This is a genomic window from Flavobacteriales bacterium (genome assembly GCA_016716605.1).
Classification (GTDB): Bacteria; Bacteroidota; Bacteroidia; order Flavobacteriales_F; family PHOS-HE28; genus PHOS-HE28.
Map to the genome: position 1 here is coordinate 1,162,500 of JADJWA010000001.1, position 20,725 is coordinate 1,183,224.

Genomic DNA, 20,725 nt, shown 5'->3' on the forward strand with positions numbered 1-20,725 from the left:
TCTTCGGCCTTCAAGCCTTTGCCATGAACCACCCTCAGGCCAAAACCGGCAACTCTCCGGCACCGGTTGCTCGCACACAATCCGCACCCGCTTCCTCTAATAAGGGAGCCGTGGAGGTCGACGTCGCCTACATCGACGGCAAGGCTTACCCCATCAACAAGAACGAGACGATGCTGGCCTTCATGCGCCGGCACATCGGTCCGAACCCGGTGCCCACGCTCTGTGACGCGCCGAACCTGGAGCCCTTCGGCAGTTGCCGGGTGTGTTCCGTGGAGGTCGCGCTGCAAGAGGATGGTCCGAGCAAAGTGATGGCTAGCTGCCACTCGCCCGTGGGCAAGGGCATGTACATCACCACCAACAGCCCGCGCATGGAGCGGCTGCGGAAGAACATCATCGAGCTGGTGCTCACCGACTACGACACCGAGCGGCTGAAGAAAGAGGACCACGGCGCGAACGAACTCTACAACGTCGTGCAGCAGGTCGGCTTCGACATCGATAGCGTGCGCTACCCGAAGGGGAAGACCCACAAGCATATGCAGATGGACACCAGCCATCCGTACATGGTGAGCGACCTCAGCGCGTGCATCAGTTGCTACCGCTGCGTACGTGCCTGCGATGAAGTGCAGGGTGAAATGGTGCTCACCATGGCCGGTCGCGGTTTCGACAGCCACATCGCCAAAGGCACCGACGAGAGCTTCTTCAAGAGCGATTGCGTGAGCTGCGGCGCCTGTGCGCAGGCCTGCCCAACCAGCGCCATCACCGATGTGTTCAAGAGCAAGGAGACCAAGGCCGATGAGGTGGTGCGCAGCGTATGTACCTATTGCGGCGTGGGCTGCAACCTGGAGGTGAAGGTCAAAGACAACAAGGTCGTCGCCATCACCGCGCCATACTCTGCCGAATCGAACCAAGGGCATACCTGCTTGAAGGGACGTTATGCCTTCCACTTCTATGATCACCCGGAGCGACTGCGTACTCCGCTGATCCGCAAGAACGGAGAGTTGGTCCCCGCGACTTGGGACGAAGCCTACGACTTCATCGTGGACCGTTTCGCCGACATCGTGGAGAAGCACGGACCCGACGCGCTGGCCGGCGTGAGCAGCGCGCGCTGCCCGAACGAGGAGAACTACCTCATGCAGAAATTCTTCCGCGTGCAGGTGGGCACCAACAACATCGACAGTTGCGCGCGCGTGTGCCACTCGCCTACCGCGCTCGGCATGCAGAAGACCTTCGGCACCGGTGCGGCCACCAACAGCATCGACGACCTGAAGGACACGCACACGATCATGGTGATCGGCGCGAACCCGACGGACGCGCACCCGGTGACGGGCGCCAAGATCAAGCAGCAGATCATGAAGGGGAAGACCCTGATCGTGATCGATCCGCGTCGCACCGAGCTGGCCCGCTACGCGAAGTACCACCTGCAGTTGCGCCCCGGCACCAACGTGGCGCTGCTCAACATGTTCATGTACTACATCGTGAGCGAGGGCCTGGTGAAGCAGGAGTTCATCGACACGCGCACGGAGGGCTATGAGGACTTCAAGAAGGAATTGCTCAGCGTGGACGTTGCCGAGATGGAGAAGGTCACGGGCGTGGACCGCGAGCTGGTGCGCAAGGCGGCGATCGCTTACGCGAGTTCTCCCGCCGCGATGAGCTTCCACGGACTGGGCGTCACCGAACACTACCAAGGAACGTTCACCGTGATGCAGATCGCCGACATCGCCATGATGACCGGCAACATCGGCCGCCGCGGCGTGGGCGTGAACCCCCTGCGCGGACAGAACAACGTGCAGGGCGCCGCCGACATGGGCTGCCAGCCGCACCAAGGGGCCGGCTACTTCGCCGTAGACGACCCGAACTACAGCAAGCTCTACGACGACTTCTACGGCGTGCACGTGCCGAACGTGGTGGGCAAGAAGATCCCGCAGATGTATGATGCCGCGCTCGCCGGCACACTGAAAGCGATGTGGGTCTGTGGCGAGGACATGGGCCAGACGGACCCCAACACCAACCACGTGCGCAAGGCCCTCGGCGCGCTCGACCTCTTCGTGGTGCAGGAGCTCTTCATGACGGAGACCGCCAAGCTCGCGCACGTCGTTCTGCCCGGCGCCAGCTTCCTGGAGAAGAGCGGCACCTTCACCAATGGCGAACGCCGCATCCAACGCGTGAACGCCGCCGTGCCTCCCGTGGAAGGCACCAAGCCCGATGGGCAGATCATCTGCGACATCATGGAGCGCTACGCCGCGAAGACCGGTCGCAAGAGCGGCAACGCCAAGAGCACCTACGAGCCTGAGTGGATCTTGCAAGAGATCAGCCGCATCGCGCCTTTCTTCAAAGGCGTGAAGTGGGACGAGCTCGGCGAGCAAGGCAAGCAATGGCCCGTGAACGCCGACGGCACCGACACCAAGATCCTGCATACCGACACGTTCAAAAGAGGGCTCGGCCACTTCTACTTCAACGCGTGGCAGATGAGCCCCGAGGTGAAGGCCAACCAGGCCGAATTCCCCTATATCATCACGACGAATCGAGAGCTGGAGCACTACAACTGCGGCGCCATGACGCGGCGCACCGGCAACGGCGCCATCCTCACCGAGGACGTACTGCTCATCAACCCCGCCGACGCCGCCAAGCACGGCATCGCCGAGGGCGACATGGTCTGCGTGGAAAGCGCGCGCGGCAAAGTGGACATCAAGGCCCTCATCACCGACGAGGTGAAGCCCGGCATCCTCAGCAGCACCTTCCACTTCCCGGAAATGATGCTCAACCTGATCACCAGCAGCGTGAGCGACTCACTGGCCATGTGCCCAGAGTACAAGGTGGTGAGCTGCCGGATCAGGAAGGCACGTAAGACGCATTTGAGGGAGGCGGGAGAAGTGGTGGCGAAGGCGTAGAAGGTTTGGGCGTGCCGGTTCGCAAAGCCTCACCGTCGCGCTCTCCGCTATACTCCTCGGCCGGATTACCGGCCCGCGGGTTGCCGCTGCGATCGCTCACGCACAGCACGAGCGAGACGCAATAATCAAGGATGCACGAATCGATGTGATGCATCAAGCACTGAGATGCACCCATCTAACTAAGTTTGGCAGCGCAACGACGGTTAAGGCAATGGCACTTCGAAACCCCCAGAACCAGAACTATCACGATCGCGTGATTGAGATTGCCGCGGATAGACTCAAATCGGGTTTTCGCGTCTACACGAATCCTGGCAGTAACCATGTTACGGGGATTGGGAACATGTACCCCGATATCATACTGACACCGCTAAGCAGCAACAACGTTCAGCACATCATTGAAGTTGAGACATCTGATTCCGTCAGTGTTAACGAGGTGAGCCAATGGAAACAGTACTCGACATTGGGCGGCACTTTCTACCTCATGGTCCCACAAATGGACCGGGCGAAAGCCGAGAACCTCTGCCGCACCTATGGCATCTACTCTGTGAAGTTCGCAACCTACTGGGTTGATGCGAACAATAATCTTCAGCTCAACTACGAGTAGGCCATGCCATGAAGACGTTGCTTTCTTGCTTCGCCTTTTGCCTTGGACTCACCTCATCTGCTCAGCAGCCGAGCAAGGCGGACACGTCGAGCTTGGATCGCGGTGTACAACCAGCCTCGGAGCCTAACGCAGATGCCCAGAATGCAGATAACACTAGAAGCAGCAGCGGAGCCTCATGGCCTTGGGTTGTTGGAATAATCGCTTCGTTCTTGTCTGGTGGCTTTGCCGGTGCTGTTTACACGAGGTGGCAAGTCAAGAAAGACCGCGAGGCGGAGAAGAAGCTGCCAAGATTGACTCTGCGAACCACACAAGAAAAGGCTGAATTGGGCTCAAGCAGCATTCACAAGGAGTTTGAGTTAATCAACAACACCGCGAAGGATGTGGATGCCTGTGAAATCGTCTTTGAGTTCGACGTCGGTGCCGCTATTGTTCACTCCGAGACCCGATCTCATCAGGGCGTGAATCATCTGCAGAAGACCATTGAGCAGGACAACAAACATGGCTACCAAATCGCTCAACTGAACCGCGAAGAGAAAATCATCTTCGTCTTCAGCATTGATCGCTTCACCGATAACAAATGCAGGGCATACATCAATTGCAAGGGCTTCGGTCTGGTCTGCATTGATCGGAATATCATCGACCTGCCGAGCATTCAGCCGAACAAGTTCGAGGCCCAATGAAGTGAGCCTATTCCAATCTGAACTTGCTTCGTTCGAGGAATCCTTCACGCAATCAATCGCCGCCCACTTGTGGTTCATGCGTTCAGGCACATCCGTGCCTGGCGGCTGCTTCACATCCTCACGAGATAGCAACGATTTGCTCCATCATCCCATCATAGTGCTGCGGATCAGCGAACTGGATCAACTCGAGCACTTCCCGCATCACTTGAGGAGCTTCGGCAAGAAGCGACATATCCATTCCGTGCTCCTCGATTCGATCGCTATGGGAGTATGAATGGGTGAACCTGAGCATGCGTGTCTTCTTCGCGGGATCGAATGTTATCAGATCAAGTTTCTTCATCAGACCATCGCTTGTCGGGGACGGCACCTTGAAAGCAAGGAAGGCCTCCAACAGCCTTCGGGCGATATTGGGTAGTGGATAAAGAACCTGCATGTCGCTTGGCATACTTGTCTGCTGTGCCTGAACATGAACTTGTTTGAAGAGATAGTGGTACTCGGATTCAAAGCGCTCCAAAAGTGGATCCAGCACTGTGATGGCCGCATTCCGATGCCCGTGTTCTATCCGCACGGAGAGCATGAAGAACCGTGCGGGCCGAGTCGTCGGGTCTTTCTTCCAACGGTTCATGCTTTCGAACCAGTTCTTGACTTGCCGAAAGAAGCCGGAGTTGTGGGTAAGAACGAATAGCTGCCCGGCCTCCTTCACCACCTGCTTCATTTGACCAAATGCGCTGAATAGCGCATGAGCGTCCAAACTGGATACCGGGTCATCGATTACGACGATGCCTTTCCCAAGATTGAACGTCTTATCGTGGAGAGACTTCAGGAAGTAGAGGAAGGCGATTGCCGTCTTTTCGCCCTCGCTCAGATTCAGCGCAGGTATTCCATCGCGCACCACCGTGTAGCCCGTCTCATGTACTGCGACACTAAGGTCCCCGCGACCGAGAAAGCCACAGAGCTCTTTGTTGAGCTGTTCCGCAGGGGTCCGATGCTCCTTCAACTCCATCTCGAGCTTGGTCACCGTTTCTTGAAAGCCCCTGATATCATCGCCGAGCCGCTTTTCATTCGCTTCTGAGTCCGTTACCGCCTTCAGGTTCTTCTGGTAGGTCGAAAACGTATCCGCAACAACTGCGGCCTCAAGTTCCTTTCGCGCCTCTAAGACACTTTTGTCAAATGCCCTGCACCTGGCATTGTGTTCTTGCAGGACAACGTTGACGACCGCGAGTGCTGAACTTGCCGCGTCGCTGGCAGTCACCGATAGTCCATCCAAGTAGGTGTCGAGATGTAGACTCTGGAATGGATTCGCGGCCTTGTCTGAAAGCCCTTTGGCCAGTGCGTTGAGAAACTGCGCCACAAGCTCATCGGCCTCCTTCAAGGACTTCAGCTTCTCTTGATATCGGCCACTTAGGTCAGAGTACAGCTTGGCTGGGTCATGCTTGACCAAAGCAGCTATTGCACTGACACGATGCTCACACGCCGTGCGAGCTTTCGTCAAGTCTTGGACGAAGGCCTTGTAGACGTCATTGAAATGTCCATCGAGATCTTTCATCCTCTCGGATGTCAGCGTATTGCCACAGAACTCGCAGGTCGCCAGAGGCTCATCGCCGCTATGTATGTGGAGACCCTCTTCAACCCATTTTGCGATCACCGGCTTATCCACTAGGCGATCGATCACCTTGGAAGTCACTGTTCGTGCCAACAACTCCCTTGCAACTTCCTGCGCCTTGTTCAGGTCCGGATAATCAAAGACCAACTCGCTGAGTTCGGTCATGGAGATTGCACCGGCCTTCTGCTTCAGCGCTGTCTTTTGTTCGTCTGTTCGAGTTGGCAACGCACCGACGTGGGCCATCAGTTCATCGGCCTTCTTCTTGAATTTGGCGCTGTTGTAACTGAGGTATGTGCTGTTCGTACCAGACAGCAGCGTCTTGATCTCGCGCCCCTTGTCCGTGCAGTGGGCCTCAAAAGTCTGGCTCTTCGATCGGGTTGTGAGCTGTGCAGCCTCAAGGTCCTTCTTGGCCTTCTCCAAAAGCTTGGACTCGGTTTCCAGCTTTTTCTGGCTCTCCACGTTCTCCTCACCGAAGTAGTAGATGGGTCCCAGCTCTGAATCTGCCTCGGCGATGGTCCGGACGACAGCTTCGCGGTCGAACACACGGACTTGTGGGAGGTTTGCGGCGGTGTCCAGAGCGTCTCCATTCACCGGATGTGCATTGATAATGAAGTCCGCTTGCCCTTCTTCCACCACTCGTCGTTGGGCGATGTGCTCGAACAGCTTGGAGAGGGTCGACTTTCCAGACCCATTGTATCCATATACAAGGTTGAACCGGGCGAAGTCGTGCAAAGAAGTGGGCCAGGCGAAGTCCCGGAAGACACGATGGTCCTTGATCTTCGCAATGCGCGCAATCGGGAGCGGGGGCGTGGAGGACATGGCGTGCAGGGGTGATTGCGGGGCTATGCGGCACTTCCGGACTCCGGCAATTCCAGGCTCTGCACCGACGCGATCGCAGCCCCAGCGATACCCTTGATGGAGCCGTACATCTGCGCCGTGTTGGAGATCACCAGGTCAAGGTTCTTCTCGCGCTCGTTCCAGATGCGTTCGTAGGCACGGCGCTCGGAGGCGATGTCGCCCTTCAGCTTCCGGAAGCTGCCGACGATCGCTTCGATGTGCATGGCGAACTCGGAGCCGGTGAGGTAGTTGTAGAGCATGACCATCTTGTCGCCCTTGTTCTCCTGAGCCGCCAGGGCAGTGCCCACCTGCATCATCATCTCACGCAGTACATAGCACAGGCTCTTGAACTCATCGTAGGTGCAAATCCTCACACCTTCTCGCTGCCCCATGCGGTCCATGCCATCGGGCATGGCTTCCGTAACGATCACACCAACGTGGGTCTTCGCGGCCTGCATGTCCTGCTTCAGCTTCGCGATCCAGCCCGCTGTGAAGTGCTTCGTCCGCTTGCTCTCGTAGTAGATGGACCCGCATTCGTGCCCTGACCGGTCGCGCACGCGGTGGATGCAATCACCGCCGCGCACACCCTTGCTGATCTCTTCCACCTCATCCAAAGGGAAGGCGCTGCGCAGCCATTCCTCAATCGCGAGTTCCTGCACTTCACCCTGTGACTGCATGGAGCCCTGTTCCGCCCGCCGCTTCATCTCTTCCATCTGCGTACTGAGCGACTTGATCAATTCGTCCTTTTCCTTCAGCGCCAGTTCCTGCTTGTCGGCTTCGGTCTTGGCGATCTTGGTCTTCTCCTGCTTCAGCAGTTCGTTGAGTTTCACCTCCGCCTCGGCGTTGATCTTGTCTGCCAGCTCATCCTTCTCGCGTTGCGCTTTGGCCAAGGCAGCGCGCATCTGGTTCAGGTCCTTCAACTGCACGCTCTTTTCTTCAAGCTCCTTCTGCATGGCGGTCACACTTTCCTCGACCTCGCCACGGATCGACTTCCGCAGGCTGTCCTCCTGTTCCTTCTTCGCCTTGGCCAGTTGGGTCTCCACGGCACTCTTCACCTGATCCTCCAACTGCTTCTTCTGTTCATCCACCTTCTTCTGGGCATCGGCGAGCTTCTCGCGCTCCTGTTCCATGGTGCGCTCGTACTGCTGGCCGATCTCCGCCTGTACCTTGTCATAGAGCACCTTGTTCACGTCGACCGGGGTACCGCACTTGGGGCAGTTGATCTGGGCTTGGGTCTGGGGTTCCATTCGGGGCTTCTCAGGATAGGGGCTGCCAAGGTATGCAACTTTATAGTTGCATTATAGTCTCTTGTGCTACCTTCGCCCCATCTTGAAGTGCGATGCCAACACCGGCCGAAGTCGAAGCCTTCCTGCGAGAGTTCCAGACCAGGATGCGGGTCTTCGACGTGCTGTTCCGAGACGACCGAGAGAAGAACACGGCCACCTTGGTCGTGCTCGGCATATCGCGCGACCAGCGCAAACAAGTGCTTCGGGAACTGACGGTGGCCGACTACAGCGAAGGCCCGATCCAGGACTGGGACGGCGGCCCGGGCCTTTGGGTCTTCGGCAAAGTCCTGAAGGGAACGGATCTGTACATCAAAGTGACCCTCGGCTTCACCCGTACCGGTGATGTCCTGTGCATCAGTTTCCACGCGGCCGAACACCCCATGAAATTCCCCCTGCGATGAAACCGACCATCAAGAGCCCAATGACGGGCAACGACATGCCGCTGTGCCGGGAGAAGCGAACGATCCCCTTCCGCAAGGAAGAGTTCGAGATCCTGTACCACTTCTACAAGGACACCGATGGCGCGCAGTATACCGAGACGTTCACCGACGAGGTGAACATCAACCAGGTGTACAACCAGTACCGCGACAAGTACAACCTGCCCTTCCCGGACGAGATCAAGGCCATCCGCACCAAGTACGACCTGAGCGCGATGAAGATGAGCGAGGTGCTCGGCTTCGGGGCGAACGTGTGGCGCAACTACGAGGCGGGCGAGGTGCCGAGCGAGAGCAACGCGCGCTTGATCCAAGTGGCCGACGATCCGGCCGAGTTCGGGAAAATGGTGCGGCTGACCGTTCACCTGGACGAAAAGGCGAAGGAGAAGATCCTGAAGCGCGTTGATGAGTTGTTGAAGACCCAGGACGGCTGGCACTTGGGAACCACCGAGGAGGAGTATGTGATGGGCATCGACCCGACCGCGACAGGACCCGACCATACCACCGGATACCGCAAGCCGAGCTTGGATCGCCTCACGGAGATGATCGTGTTCTTCACGGAGGCGATGCAGCCTTGGAAGACCAAGATGAACAAGTTGCTCTTCTATGCGGACTTCAGGCACTACCAACTGCATGGCGTGTCCATCAGTGGCGCTCCATACCGTGCGGTCACCTGGGGCCCGGTGCCCAAGCAGTTCGATGCGCTCTTCGATCACATGGCCCGCAACGGCAAGGTGGACTTCGTGCAGAAGGAGTTGCCGGATGGCAACCTTGGCGGGCAGTTCCTGCCGCGCGAACCACGGCTGTTCCGTGACATCCTGTTCGAGGAGAGCGAGCTGGCGGTGTTGCGTGAAGTCGCAGCCCGCTTCGCGAAGGATGATGCCAAGAGCATCATCGCGACAAGCCATGAGGAAGAAGCGTGGAAGAAACACGAAGCGGATCACAGCATCATCGATTACAACCTCGCCTTCGGGTTGAAGGCATTCGATAAGGACTAGCCATGTTCAGTCAAGTGATCGACCTTCTGGTCCGGAAGCGCAAGCAGCGGACGCGCATTCTGCTTTTGGCCCTACGGGTTCTCTTCAGCATTGTGTTGACTTGCAAGCTGGCCACCGGGCTAGGTTATGATGTTGGAAGCTGGGTCTGGGCCTCGCCTGAATTGGCGCTGAAGAGGGTCTTCGATGGCTCCTATGTCCTGGCCTTCGCCCTGTTCTTGATCGTGTGGAAGTTGAGCTTTGGTTTGGTCCACTATGTATTGACGTGGTACGGGATATTCGTAGCCGAGCGACTCTACAGATTGTTGGCCAGAGCCATCCGCAAGGAACCGGGGTTGGTCGGGAAGGTTTGGTACCAACCAGTACTCGCGGCCATCATTTGGATCTTCAACATGGTGGATGTTGTTGTCATCGAGCCGTCGGGAGTCAGGCCGGGAACTCAGTTCTACCGCTTCTATGACTATCTCAAGGATGTTGACAAGGGGAAGCGGGAAACGGACGTGTATCAGGCGAGCCTCGCGATCTCACTGACGATCCAGTTCTTGATCATCTACAGCACGGCCAGCATTGAAGTGGTGTTGCCGTGGTACATCCGGTTGGCAGCCTTCGCGATACTGATGGACCTGTTCCTTGCCAACCTGATAAGCTTCGCCCTTGACATGCTCATTTCTCTGAAGCATGGCCGACTTCTGGACCTTCTTGCCCCCATCGACCCGGAGTACGGGCGCAAGCGGATCAAGCAGCCAGTGGTGGAAGACCAGCCACAATTGGTTGCCATGTGATTCCGTCCGAGTTGCCATGTCCAAGCCAAAGCCGAAGTTCTACGTCGTCTGGGAGGGCCGGGAGACGGGCATCTTCAAGACTTGGAGTGAGTGCGCGGCACAAACGAATGCGTTCCCGGGCGCCAAGTTCAAGTCGTTCAAGACGATGGCCGAGGCGGAACAGGCATTGAGCACGCCGCCGAAGTACAGCTTCACGCAACGGAGAGAACTCGTCAAGGCACCATCGGCCAAGCAGCGCGCCTTGGTGGGTGAACCCATACGCGAGAGTATTTGTGTGGATGGTGCGTGGAACACCGGTTCAGGGGAATGCGAGTACCAAGCGGTGAACTACGCGACCGGTGAAAAGGTCTTCCACCAAGGTCCGTTCGACGATGGCACGAACAACATCGCGGAATTCCTCGCTCTGGTGCATGCGCTGGCCCATTGCAAGAAGCACGGGTTGGTCGTTCCGGTCTATTCCGACAGCCGCAATGCGATAAGCTGGGTTCGACAGAAGCGGGCCAAGACCAAACAGCCAAGAAGCGAGCGCAACGCCAAGCTGTTCGAGTTGGTCGATCGCGCGGAGCGATGGCTTGCGACCAATGAGTACACCACGCCGATACTCAAGTGGGAGACACGAGCTTGGGGTGAGAACCCCGCGGACTTCGGAAGGAAGTGATCATTTCGCCAAACGCAGGAGCAGATCACGCTTTTCGTCCAGGATGCGCTTGAGCCCGATCACGCGCTTCTGCTCATCGGGCGACTTGGCCTGGAAGCCTTTCAAGTAGTCCAGCACTTCCTGCAGAATGGAGTCGGGCACTTCATTCAGCTTCTTCTCGATAGCCTCTTTGAGTTCCTTGTTGCTCATGGTGACCCAAAAGTAGCACGCTCTGCGCGCGCCTAAGGCCCGCATGTCGATCGGGCCTATACCCCGTTGGGTCTCCTCCACCCACCTCCGCAGTGACCTGTCCGCTGCTCGCGAGGGGTTGCGAAGCGATCGTGGACTGCCCTGCCAGAGGCAGGCAAGCCTGCGGCCATAGGAACAGCACAAGCCCCGGTGCCGGACCGGGGCTATCTCCTGGGCATCAGTTGCCGGGGATCCTGGCAAGGAACACTATGGCTGAGAGCAGCATCGTGTGGGGTCGAACTCACCTGGAACCGCCAGTTCACATCGCCTCCACCAACCTTCGCAAGTCGTCAGCGTCCAGGATGTTGTTCCACTTCTTGCGCGCCAAGCCATCACGCAGCTTCTTGTCGCCGGACCAGATGGGGCTGCCGGTGTGCAGTGCGAGCGCCACGTACGCGATGTCCTTCAGGTCAACATCCAGCACGAGCCGTTCGGCTTGCAGCCAATGCTCCTTGCGGATGGTGCCGTGGTCAATGAAGTGGATGCCTTGAAGGACGATGAACTCCCGTTGGAGCACGTGCGATGCAGGCTGTTTGGAGAGCTTGATCAGCTTCTCGCGCCGGGCGATGACTTCCTCGCGCAGGAAGTCAGGCGCGATGAACCGTAGCACACGCTGGGCATCGAAATACAACTGGGAAAGACGGCTGTCCGTCTTCAGGATACAACTGACGGCGATGTTCGCGTCGACGATGACCTTCACCCGAGAATGCGCTTGCGGTTCTTCTTCCACCAGCTCGCGTTGATCTCGTCAGCAAGCGCATCGGCCTGCTTTTGTGTCGCCGCTGAACCTTCTGCCAGTTCCAGGTAGCGCACGTAGTCCAGCACGATCTGCACGGTCTCGCCCCTCATCTTGGGCGGGAGGGTGATCACCACTTCGTCCTTGGTGTTTCGGCGTACGGTCATCGTGGTTCAAAGATAGTCTGGTCCCGGTCAAACGTCGTATTGCCCGCGGACATCGTTCTCCACGGTGAGCATTCCGTCGCGGTGGTTCCGGATCTGGACGGGAACGGAACGGATGATCTCGTATTGGCGGAATACCCGGACATGAACACGAGATACGAGGTGTACAGTTGGAAACCGGCATCGCGGGAGTGGAACATGCTGCTCTTGGCCGTGCGCACCATGGGAGGTTTGCCCGACAGCGGTTGGGTGCAGATCCACGACGATACCATCTGCTACCGTACCACCACGTGCACGATCCTGCCGAGCCGGATGGAGGTCAATCACCGGGACACCACGCGGTGCGAGCTGCGGGTGCAGTGGCATGGGCCCGGCAGAAGTTCGGCGCGGTGAGAGGCCTCCCACCGTGTAGGGTCTCCTCCTCCCATCTGCGCAGTTGTCTGTCCGCTACGCACGAGCGGACGACCCTGAAGCCATTGGAACGCACAAGCCCGGTGAGCCTCTGCGGAGAATACCGTCCTTAATCTCCGCAACATATGCGGACATTGTCCGTACCTTTCTCCGCATACCGCACGGCCATGTCGCTCTACATCCACCAGCGCAAGGACTGGCCCACCTTCAAGTGGGACGACGCTGCATTGGCGCCTGCCGTGGCGAAGGCGCGCCAGATGCAGAGCCATTTGCTGGGCCGCATGGCGGCAGTGGGTTTCGACCTGCGCAGCGAAGCGAACCTGGAGACCATGATCCTGGACGTGGTGCGCACCAGCGCCATCGAGGGCGAAGTGCTCGATCCGGCGCAGGTGCGCTCATCCCTCGCGCGCCGTCTGGGGCTGGATGTCTCGGGCGCAGCACCGGTGGACCGCAACGTGGAAGGTATCGTGGAGATGCTGCTCGATGCCACGCAGCAGGCCAGCGCGAAGCTCACGGCCGAGCGGTTGTTCGGCTGGCATGCCGCCTTGTTCCCGACAGGTCGCAGCGGCATGTACAAGATCCTCGTGGGCCAATGGCGGGACGATTCCACCGGCCCGATGCAAGTGGTGAGCGGCGCGATGGGCCGGGAGCGCGTTCACTACGAAGCACCCGTAGCCAGGCGGTTGAAGAAGGAGATGACAGCCTTCCTCAAATGGGTGAACACCGAAAAGTCGCTCGACCCGCTGATCAAGGCAGGGCTCGCGCACTTCTGGTTCGTCACCCTGCACCCGTTCGACGATGGCAACGGCCGTATCGCGCGCGCCATCGCCGACCTGTTGCTCGCACGCAGCGATGGTTCGCCGCAACGTTTTTACAGCATGAGCGCGCAGATCCACACCGAGCGCAAACGCTATTACGACATCCTGGAACGCTCGCAACGCGGATCCCTGGACGTGACCGGATGGCTCGCTTGGTTCATGGCCTGCCTTCAACGCGCGATCGCGTCCTCGGAAGAAACGCTCTCCGCCGTGCTGAACAAGCACCGCTTCTGGCAAACGCATGCGAGGACCATCCTGAACCCGCGCCAAGTGAAGGTGCTGAACAAGCTGCTGGACGGCTTCGAGGGGAACCTCACCTCGAGCAAGTACGCCAAGCTGTCGAAGACTTCGCAGGATACCGCCTCACGCGACATCGCGGACCTGGTGCAGAAAAAGATCCTGAAGAAGGGCCGCGCCGGTGGACGGAGTACGCATTTCGTACCCGCGTGACACACGCTTGTGCTTTCTCGTTGGTCTTCCCTCAAGTTGTGCCACAGTGCTTCTTGTAGGCGAGCAGTTCTTTGTTGACACTGTAGACATCGAAGAACGTTGGGTCGAAGTCACCACCAAGCCATTCGCAGAGCGCTCGAATAAGTGGCCCTCACGCTGTTCCTGGGGAATGGGGTCCGCCTTTCCCACCTGTCTCCGAGTCCGCGCAGGGTCTCCTGCGCCCACGTTCACTCCCCGTGCGGCACCAAGCTCGGCCAAGGTTTGCCATCGCGCACATAGGTATCCAGGAACAGGCGCGTAGCATGATCCACCTCATCGCGGTACTCGGTGAAGTAATGGTCGGCACCTTCCAGCATAAGCATCCGGAAAGGATGCTTGCAAGCATAGAGCGCTTGTGCCATGGCGATGGCCTGATCCGCCTTCACGCGGTTGTCGCCGGTGCCCGCTTGGATCAGGATCGGCGTGGTCTTGCACAAGCGTTCCGCCCAACGCCCGGGCGAACGGGTGAGCAGCAGCGAGTCGCGGTTGGCGGTAAAGCCCGGTATCAATTGGGCGTACACGTTCTGCTCAAGGGCCGGCCGGTCAGCCAAGGCCATGAACGAGTCCGACAATCCGGAGCGGATAATAGCCGCCTTGAAACGCGTGGTGCGCGCAAGGGCCAGGTAGGCCATCATCCCTCCACGACTTCCGCCGAAGATGCCGATGCGTGATGTGTCGGCCTCAGGCACCTCTTCCAGCAAGGGCAGCAGGTTGAGCACATCATTCACATCGGCTCCGCCGAATTCCTCCTTGCCTTCGCCGCCATCATTTCCACGGTAAGCGGTGCCGACCACCACATAGCCCCTGCTGGCCATATTGGCGAGGTAACGCAGGATGGCGCCGTCGTCGAGCGGGCCGATCTCCCGGTTACCACCACGGCAGAAGACCACGCTCGGGAACGGACCATTGCCCGTGGGCACAGCCATATAGCCATTCACTTTCAACCCGTCGCTCAGGTAGGTGATGCGTGAAATGCGCACTCCCGTCAGGATGGTATCCACATCGGGCATGCGCGAACGCCACTTGGCGATCGAACTGTCAGGAACGGTGTATGGCGTTCGCTCCAGGAGCTTACCGTCCTGTGCCGTGAGTTGCGCTGCGAGTCCTACCAGAACGAGGAGAACAAGGGAGCGCATCATCCGCAGGGTTTGTGGTGAAGATGCGCATTCTACCCTGTTGGGTCTCCTCCTCCCACCTCCGCAGTGTTCTCTCCGCTGCTCGCGAGGGCTTGCGAAGCGATAGCGGACGACCCTGCCGGAGGCAGGCAAGCCTGCGGCCATAGCATCGCACAAGCCCAGGTGCCGGACCGGGACTATCTCCTCCGCATCATTTGCCGGGGATCCCTGGCAAGGAACAGGATCGCAGAGCGTAGCATTGAGCGGACCGCGTTCAACAGGGAGCACGCTCAGCCGAGGCAGGAATTGCGCTTGGCCCCTTCCTACTTTCGTGCTCGAAGCTCACTACCATGCCAGCTGCCAAGAGCGCCAAGCCAACACGCAAAGCCGACCTCAACGATTGGCGCGACGACACCCTTGCCCGCATGCGCACTCTCATCCGCGAAGCCGATCCCGGCATCTCCGAGGAGCAGAAGTGGAAGAAGCCCTCGAACCCCGCCGGTGTGCCGGTGTGGTCGCACGGCGGCATCATCTGCACCGGCGAGATCTACAAGGACAAGGTGAAGCTCACCTTCATGCACGGTGCGGCGCTGCCGGATCCCACAGGGCTCTTCAATGCACCCGGCACAGGTGGCACGCGGCGCGCGATCGACATCCGTGAAGGCGAGAAGGTTGAGCGGAGGGAGGAGTCATTTGCCGGCGGTGCTGCTATCAGGATACACGGTTCGCAATCGACCGGGGTTGGGTGCCGGCGGAAATTCCAAGGAGCGTGATCGCCGCCTCCAGTGGTAACGAATCTACGACTCGCCGCCCCTGTTCACGAAGGGCAGCACGGCGATGGCGTGCGAGCGCGTGCTCTCCGCCGTGGCGGTCATGGGCGCCTGCTCCGCTTTCCAATGCTTGAAGTAGAAGTACTGGCCTACCAGCAGCACCGTGAGAACGCCTATGGTGATGGTGCGAAGGCGTTGCATGTTGGCGGGCTAAACTAGCCAGGGGTCGGGAACGATTCGCTCATGATGGGTTGCGCAACGCCTTGCACGGTGCGAGAGAAGCGGCGGAGAACAATTGCTCGTGTAACCGAAGCAGGTGGCCGAGATGCTGGATGGCGCGTGGCATCAAGGGCCCTGTTCTCGTGCGGCGGAAACCCATGCGCTTTGCGATCATTGGGGGTATCGTTCCGCAGGACGCGATCGCACCGAGCTACTTTGTCCCGCATGAACCACCGCCGCATCACCCATGCCTTCGCCCTGTGGTCATCCGTGGTGGGCCTCGCCTCCTGCAACGGGCAGGCTGGTACACAAGGTGCGACCGGCAGAACTGATACTCTCACTGTGGCCTCGATCACAACGCTGGACACCGCCCAGATCTCCGACTACATCGTTGAGGCCTTGCAGGACAGCCAGGGCAACCTGTGGTTCGGCACCGTGGGCGATGGTGTGGTCCGCTACAATGCCGATGCATCGGTTGCTCCAGATGAACGCCTCCGCTACTTCACCACGGCGGATGGCCTCGCCGACATGGTGTCCTGCAGCATCGTCGAAGACGAGCAAGGCCACATCTGGATCGGATCGCACGATGGCGCCACACGCTTCGACGGGAAGACCTTCACCGCGTACAAGGCACCCGAGGGATTGCACGGACCTGGTTGCGTTCTGCTGGTGGACCGCAATGGGACCTTGTGGGCCGGCACCAACGATGGCGCCTTCCGTTTTGATGGCACGCGCTTCCAGCCCTTCCACATTCCCATCCCAGCGATCAAGGAACCATCACACAAGTGGGTGGCCGGTAAAGTGTGGACGATCATCGAGGACAGCCAAGGCAACATCTGGTTCGGGCGCGATGGCTTTGGCGCGTCCCGGTACGACGGGCGCTCGTTCACCCATTTCACCAAGGAGGACGGCCTCTGCAGCAACAACGTAGCGAGCATTGTGGAGGACCCGCAAGGCCGATTCTGGTTCGGGTCCATCACCTCGGACTTTCCGCCAGTACAGGAAGGCGGTGTGGCCCGCTATGATGGCAAGACGTTCACGCAGTTCCCCGACGTGAAAGGCCTTAGCGCGGGCGATGTGTACAACCTGAACGTAGATCGCGCCGGGAACATCTGGGTCGCTGCGGTCGGTGTGGGCGCCTACCGCTTCGACAGTACGGGCTTCACCTTGTTCAACGAAACCGACCGGCCGGACCGTGTGCAGAACTTCGCCATTCAGGCATTCCTGGAAGACCGGCAGGGCACGAAATGGTTCGGTTTCAGTGGCGGGCTGTTCCGCTTCAACGGCTCCACATTCGTGAACGTGACGCGCGGCGGACCGTGGGATGGCCGCTGACCTTGGCGGAACCCAAGACCTATTGGTGGGAGCCCATGCTCTTCTGGTTCGTGCGGATGCTGCTCGCCATCGGAAGCGTCAAATACGCATCAAGTTCAACCTCCTCCGCAACGGCCTCATCGTCGGCCTCACCGTGTCGCTCGGCTCGAATCCGGCGCGGGCCACTTCCTTCCTTGAAGAAACCGTGGCGCGAACTGCTTCTTGACTACGACCTCACCAAAGGCCGCTTCAAGTTGCCGGTGCCGGTCGTGAAGACCAAGACACCGTAGTGGATGGCGCCGTGCCGGGCTTATTGAACTGAGGTGCTCGGCGAGGGCTGCACGGTCGTGGCCCTGTCATCCTGCGCGGGCCTTTCGCGCGGTGGCATGCAGGCCAGCATCGGATTGCCGTTTCGCACGGGGGGCGGTGCGGCACTGTCGAATCCATCGCGGCGGGGCGCTTCTAACTGCAGAACGGTCAATTCCGCCATCACCACCTCGAGCGCGCAGGTGCGCTGCACGATCTGAAGTGCATCATCACCGAATTCGGCCGGTCCAGGCGCGATCCCATGGAACGAGCTCACGAAGAACGAAGCGACAAGGGTCAGCATCACCAGGCATTTCGTGCGCATGCGATCGGGTTGAAGCATCGAGGTTATGGCGCGCTCGACCCCGCTGGTCACACGATGTGCGTCTTTAACGTTTCATCGGCGGGCTGTCCTTGGGTCCGGCTTCATCCTGGCGATGAGGTGCATCGTGGAGGCATTGGTCCGAACAAGCCGCCGCGGCCATAAGCAGGACTGGCGCCACGGCAAGCGGTACGCGCCTTGTCGGCTGCTGCTTTCCCCGCGGCCGGGTTGGCACCGGCCGAAGCACGATACATTGCCGCCATAACACCTTGCACATGCAGTTCACCGCCGCGCAGATCGCGCAGCTCCTCCAGGGCACCGTTGAAGGCGATGCCGGCGCCACCGTATCGCGGCTCTCGAAGATCGAGGAGGGCGGCGAGGGCTCGCTTCTCTTTCCTGGCGAACCCGGCCTACACGCAGTACGTGTACACCACCACCGCCAGCGTGGTGATCATCGGTAACAGCTTCGAGCTCACCGCGCCGGTGAAGGCCACCCTGGTGCGCGTGGCCGATGCGCAAGGCGCCTTCGCCAAGGTGCTGGAGATGTACAACACCATCAAGCTCGACAAGAAGGGCGTTTCGCCGCAGGCCGTGATCAGCAATGGCGCCACGCACGGCACGGACTGCTACATCGGGGCGCTGGCCTTCATCGGCGAGAATGCGCGGATCGGCAGCAACGTGAGAATCTATCCGCATGCGTACATCGGCGACAATGCGGTGATCGGCGACAACACCACGGTATTCGCCAACGTGACCATCTATTCCGATTGCGTCGTGGGCGCGCGGTGCATCATCCACAGCGGCACGGTGATCGGCAGCGACGGGTTCCGGTTCGCGACCGGGCCTGATGGCGGCGCCAAGATCCCGCAGATCGGCAACGTGGTGATCGAGGACGATGTGGAGATCGGCGCCAACTGCGCCATCGACCGTGCCACCTTGGGCAGCACGATCCTGCGCAAGGGCGTCAAGTTCGACAACCTCATCCACATCGCCCACAACGTGGAGGTGGGGGAGAATACCTACTACGCGGCGGGCGGCGTGGTGGCGGGCAGCACCCGGATCGGCAAGAACTGCATGTTCAGCGGGCAGGTGGGGATCATCGGCCATCTGAAGATCGCTGACGGCACCATCATCGCAGCGCAGAGCGGCATCAGCAAGGATACCAAGGCGGGCGAGGCCTATATGGGCTCACCGGCCTTCGAGGTGCAGAAGTACCGCAAGAGCTACATCCACTTCCGCAACCTGGAAAAGCTCGTGGAGCGCGTGGACAAGCTGGAGAAGCAGGCTAAGGGGCAGGCTTGATCCATCCGCCCCATCACCGCCGACGGGACCGCGCCTAAGGCTGAACCGGATCGGTCGCCCTAGGGCCGCGGCGCTTCAGGAAAGCCGCGCTCACCAGGCTGATCAACAGCCCCACGGGCAGGATCTCCGTGTAGGTGATCCCGGCCTTGAACACGGGATTGTTGTTGTACAGCTCCATCATCTCGTCCATCTCCTTCAGCTTGGCCTCCACTTCCGGAGCGGGCATGCCGCTGCTCTCCATCTTGGCCTTCTCATGCTCATAGTACTCGGTCATGAATTCCTGTCCGGTGGTAGCGCTGAGCACCATCCAGGAGGCTACGTACATGGTGGAGGCGATGAGCGTGATGTACAGTCCGATCAGGAAAGCCTTGCCGAAGCCGATGGCTCCGTTGTTCTGCTTATCGCGGAAGGTCTTCACGGCGAAGAAGATGGTGCTGAAGGCCACGACCATGGTGGTGTAGCCGATCCAGAGCCCGTTGTCGAAGTCGTGCTCGCCGCTGCCGAGGGTGAGCCACATCATGACCGTTACGATGAGTCCGGCGATGATCCCGTAGGTGAGGACTGTCTTGTTCATGGGTTGGGTGTTGTGGCTGCGAAGCACGGCTGGCAGCGGCGTCCTGCCCTCATCCTTTGGTATGAATCCGGCTGGTTGAGGCGAAGATCCATACTTCGGTCTGACCGGTTCATGGCAGAATGCCGAGCTCTTTGGCTTTGTGCACGGCCTGGGTGCGCCTGCCCACATCCAGCTTCACGAAGAGGTTCGAGGAGTGCGACTTCACCGTGGGCAGGGAGATGAAGAGCTGATCGGCGATCTCCTGGTTGGAGTAGCCCTTGGCCATGAGCCCAAGCACTTCCAATTCGCGCCCGCTGATGCCCAGGTCTGCGATGGCCGCCTGATTCGGTCCTGGGGGAGGAGCGGTAGGGGATGGTGGCGCGGTCAACGGCGCAACCACTTGCCGGCCCTCGAGCAGCTTCTTGCCCACCCAGATGCCCAGGGCCGTGAACAGCACGGCCACCACGCCCACGTACACCTCCATCCGCAGGTCGCGGACCCAGAAGCGGTACTCGATGTACTTCAGGAAGAAGACAAGCCCGGCCAGTGCCAAGCCATAGAGCACCACGGTGGTCCAGAAACCGGATCTGCGCAAGTCAGCTGTCTTGGCCATCGGGCCGAAGTTCGGGATCGTGGCGGAAGGCAGCGCGCGCTGCTACCGGGCGTACTCGCTCTGCACCAATCCGCCCGGGAAGCTCCGGCTGGCAACCAACTTCCAGCGGATGTCCTTCTCCAATTGACCGAAGAGCGGGATGCCCTGGCCGATGAGCACGGGCACGTGCGTGATGATGAGCCGATTGATTAGACCAGAGCGCAGGAAGCGCTGCACGGTGCCACCGCCGTCGATGTATAGGTGCTTGTAGCCCCGCGCGGCCAGCTGGTGCATCACCACCTCGGGAGTTGCGTTCAGCAGCTCCACATCGGCGCCGCGCTGCCGAGCAACTGAGAGGTCCGCGTTTCCGGTGCTGAGCACGAAGACCTTCTTCGCGTAGGGCCACTGCCCGAAGCCTAGCACCACCTCGAAGGTGTGGCGGCCCATCACGATGGCATCGATGCCGCCGATGAAGGCCTCGTAGCCGTGATCGGCCATATCGGCGGTGCCGTCCCCTTCCAGGAAATCAAGTGTGCCATCGAGTCGGGCGATGAAGCCATCGAGGCTGACGCCGCAGAAGACGGAACAAACGGGCTGCATGGACCCAAAATAATCGAAC

Annotated in this window: 22 protein-coding genes and 1 pseudogene; 12 read left to right on the forward strand and 11 right to left on the reverse strand. The window is 59.6% G+C overall.

The annotated features are described in order from the left end of the window. Positions 1 to 23: 23 nt before the first annotated feature. The 3 genes from fdhF (at position 24) to IPM12_04585 (ending at position 4,172) form a co-directional block, all read left to right on the forward strand. Positions 24 to 2,888, forward strand: coding sequence for a formate dehydrogenase subunit alpha (fdhF, locus tag IPM12_04575; GenBank protein ID MBK9147083.1), 2,865 nt, complete (start codon positions 24 to 26; stop codon positions 2,886 to 2,888). A gap of 433 nt (positions 2,889 to 3,321) precedes the next feature. Then, a complete protein-coding gene (locus IPM12_04580) occupies positions 3,322 to 3,492 on the forward strand; it encodes a hypothetical protein (protein MBK9147084.1) in 171 nt (56 codons plus the stop codon). 8 nt (positions 3,493 to 3,500) lie between these two features. Then, positions 3,501 to 4,172, forward strand: coding sequence for a hypothetical protein (locus tag IPM12_04585; GenBank protein ID MBK9147085.1), 672 nt, complete (start codon positions 3,501 to 3,503; stop codon positions 4,170 to 4,172). Positions 4,173 to 4,290: 118 nt separating this feature from the next. Here IPM12_04585 and IPM12_04590 read toward each other — a convergent pair whose 3' ends face one another. Then, positions 4,291 to 6,594, reverse strand: coding sequence for an AAA family ATPase (locus IPM12_04590; protein MBK9147086.1), 2,304 nt, complete (start codon positions 6,592 to 6,594; stop codon positions 4,291 to 4,293). A 23-nt stretch (positions 6,595 to 6,617) separates the two neighbouring features. Continuing rightward, complete coding sequence (locus IPM12_04595; GenBank protein MBK9147087.1) at positions 6,618 to 7,859, reverse strand: DUF2130 domain-containing protein; 1,242 nt, start codon at positions 7,857 to 7,859, stop codon at positions 6,618 to 6,620. 92 nt (positions 7,860 to 7,951) lie between these two features. Between IPM12_04595 and IPM12_04600 the strand changes: the two genes are divergently transcribed. Genes IPM12_04600 through IPM12_04615 form a run of 4 tightly spaced genes read left to right on the forward strand, consistent with a single transcriptional unit; the run spans position 7,952 to position 10,767 of the window. Further along, positions 7,952 to 8,299: a toxin gene (locus IPM12_04600; GenBank protein MBK9147088.1), complete on the forward strand. Its 348-nt coding sequence runs from the start codon at positions 7,952 to 7,954 to the stop codon at positions 8,297 to 8,299. Positions 8,300 to 8,307: 8 nt separating this feature from the next. After that, the gene (locus tag IPM12_04605) at positions 8,308 to 9,330 is read left to right on the forward strand and encodes a DUF4065 domain-containing protein (GenBank protein ID MBK9147089.1); all 1,023 of its coding nucleotides are present in this window, start codon (positions 8,308 to 8,310) and stop codon (positions 9,328 to 9,330) included. 2 nt (positions 9,331 to 9,332) lie between these two features. Beyond that, positions 9,333 to 10,109 carry a hypothetical protein gene (locus tag IPM12_04610; GenBank protein ID MBK9147090.1) on the forward strand — a complete coding sequence of 259 codons (777 nt, stop codon included), beginning with the start codon at positions 9,333 to 9,335 and terminating at the stop codon, positions 10,107 to 10,109. A gap of 16 nt (positions 10,110 to 10,125) precedes the next feature. Further along, complete coding sequence (locus IPM12_04615) at positions 10,126 to 10,767, forward strand: ribonuclease H family protein (protein ID MBK9147091.1); 642 nt, start codon at positions 10,126 to 10,128, stop codon at positions 10,765 to 10,767. On the opposite strand, the gene IPM12_04620 is transcribed toward IPM12_04615, so the two are convergent. The 3 genes from IPM12_04620 to IPM12_04630 all read right to left on the reverse strand — a co-directional run bounded on the left by IPM12_04620 (position 10,768) and on the right by IPM12_04630 (position 11,898). Next, positions 10,768 to 10,956 carry a hypothetical protein gene (locus IPM12_04620; protein ID MBK9147092.1) on the reverse strand — a complete coding sequence of 63 codons (189 nt, stop codon included), beginning with the start codon at positions 10,954 to 10,956 and terminating at the stop codon, positions 10,768 to 10,770. A 298-nt stretch (positions 10,957 to 11,254) separates the two neighbouring features. Continuing rightward, entirely contained in the window at positions 11,255 to 11,695 is a 441-nt protein-coding gene (locus tag IPM12_04625; protein ID MBK9147093.1) for a hypothetical protein, read from the reverse strand. Beyond that, entirely contained in the window at positions 11,692 to 11,898 is a 207-nt protein-coding gene (locus tag IPM12_04630; protein MBK9147094.1) for a hypothetical protein, read from the reverse strand. The genes IPM12_04625 and IPM12_04630 overlap by 4 nt, the downstream gene beginning before the upstream one ends. A 141-nt stretch (positions 11,899 to 12,039) precedes the next feature. On the opposite strand from IPM12_04630, the gene IPM12_04635 reads away from it, so the two are divergent. Then, a complete protein-coding gene (locus IPM12_04635) occupies positions 12,040 to 12,288 on the forward strand; it encodes a hypothetical protein (protein ID MBK9147095.1) in 249 nt (82 codons plus the stop codon). A 185-nt stretch (positions 12,289 to 12,473) separates the two neighbouring features. Continuing rightward, entirely contained in the window at positions 12,474 to 13,574 is a 1,101-nt protein-coding gene (locus IPM12_04640; protein ID MBK9147096.1) for a Fic family protein, read from the forward strand. Positions 13,575 to 13,801: 227 nt separating this feature from the next. Here IPM12_04640 and IPM12_04645 read toward each other — a convergent pair whose 3' ends face one another. Then, positions 13,802 to 14,749, reverse strand: coding sequence for a prolyl oligopeptidase family serine peptidase (locus IPM12_04645; GenBank protein ID MBK9147097.1), 948 nt, complete (start codon positions 14,747 to 14,749; stop codon positions 13,802 to 13,804). 329 nt (positions 14,750 to 15,078) lie between these two features. On the opposite strand from IPM12_04645, the gene IPM12_04650 reads away from it, so the two are divergent. Continuing rightward, on the forward strand, positions 15,079 to 15,501 hold the full coding sequence (locus IPM12_04650; protein ID MBK9147098.1) for a DUF1801 domain-containing protein: 423 nt from the start codon (positions 15,079 to 15,081) through the stop codon (positions 15,499 to 15,501). 24 nt (positions 15,502 to 15,525) lie between these two features. Here IPM12_04650 and IPM12_04655 read toward each other — a convergent pair whose 3' ends face one another. Continuing rightward, on the reverse strand, positions 15,526 to 15,699 hold the full coding sequence (locus tag IPM12_04655; protein ID MBK9147099.1) for a hypothetical protein: 174 nt from the start codon (positions 15,697 to 15,699) through the stop codon (positions 15,526 to 15,528). A gap of 243 nt (positions 15,700 to 15,942) precedes the next feature. On the opposite strand from IPM12_04655, the gene IPM12_04660 reads away from it, so the two are divergent. Further along, positions 15,943 to 17,052 (forward strand): hypothetical protein, encoded by a 1,110-nt coding sequence (locus IPM12_04660; protein ID MBK9147100.1) that lies wholly within the window; start codon positions 15,943 to 15,945, stop codon positions 17,050 to 17,052. Positions 17,053 to 17,341: 289 nt separating this feature from the next. Here IPM12_04660 and IPM12_04665 read toward each other — a convergent pair whose 3' ends face one another. Further along, on the reverse strand, positions 17,342 to 17,662 hold the full coding sequence (locus IPM12_04665; GenBank protein ID MBK9147101.1) for a hypothetical protein: 321 nt from the start codon (positions 17,660 to 17,662) through the stop codon (positions 17,342 to 17,344). A gap of 272 nt (positions 17,663 to 17,934) precedes the next feature. Here IPM12_04665 and lpxD point away from each other — a divergent pair. Next, positions 17,935 to 18,961: pseudogene (gene lpxD / locus IPM12_04670) on the forward strand (UDP-3-O-(3-hydroxymyristoyl)glucosamine N-acyltransferase). Between the two features lie 34 nt (positions 18,962 to 18,995). Here lpxD and IPM12_04675 read toward each other — a convergent pair. From IPM12_04675 to IPM12_04685, 3 genes are all read right to left on the reverse strand, one after another. Further along, positions 18,996 to 19,535: a DUF4199 domain-containing protein gene (locus tag IPM12_04675; GenBank protein ID MBK9147102.1), complete on the reverse strand. Its 540-nt coding sequence runs from the start codon at positions 19,533 to 19,535 to the stop codon at positions 18,996 to 18,998. A 109-nt stretch (positions 19,536 to 19,644) separates the two neighbouring features. Next, on the reverse strand, positions 19,645 to 20,127 hold the full coding sequence (locus IPM12_04680; GenBank protein ID MBK9147103.1) for a DNA-binding response regulator: 483 nt from the start codon (positions 20,125 to 20,127) through the stop codon (positions 19,645 to 19,647). A gap of 42 nt (positions 20,128 to 20,169) precedes the next feature. After that, positions 20,170 to 20,706 carry a dihydrofolate reductase gene (locus IPM12_04685; protein MBK9147104.1) on the reverse strand — a complete coding sequence of 179 codons (537 nt, stop codon included), beginning with the start codon at positions 20,704 to 20,706 and terminating at the stop codon, positions 20,170 to 20,172. Positions 20,707 to 20,725: the final 19 nt, after the last annotated feature.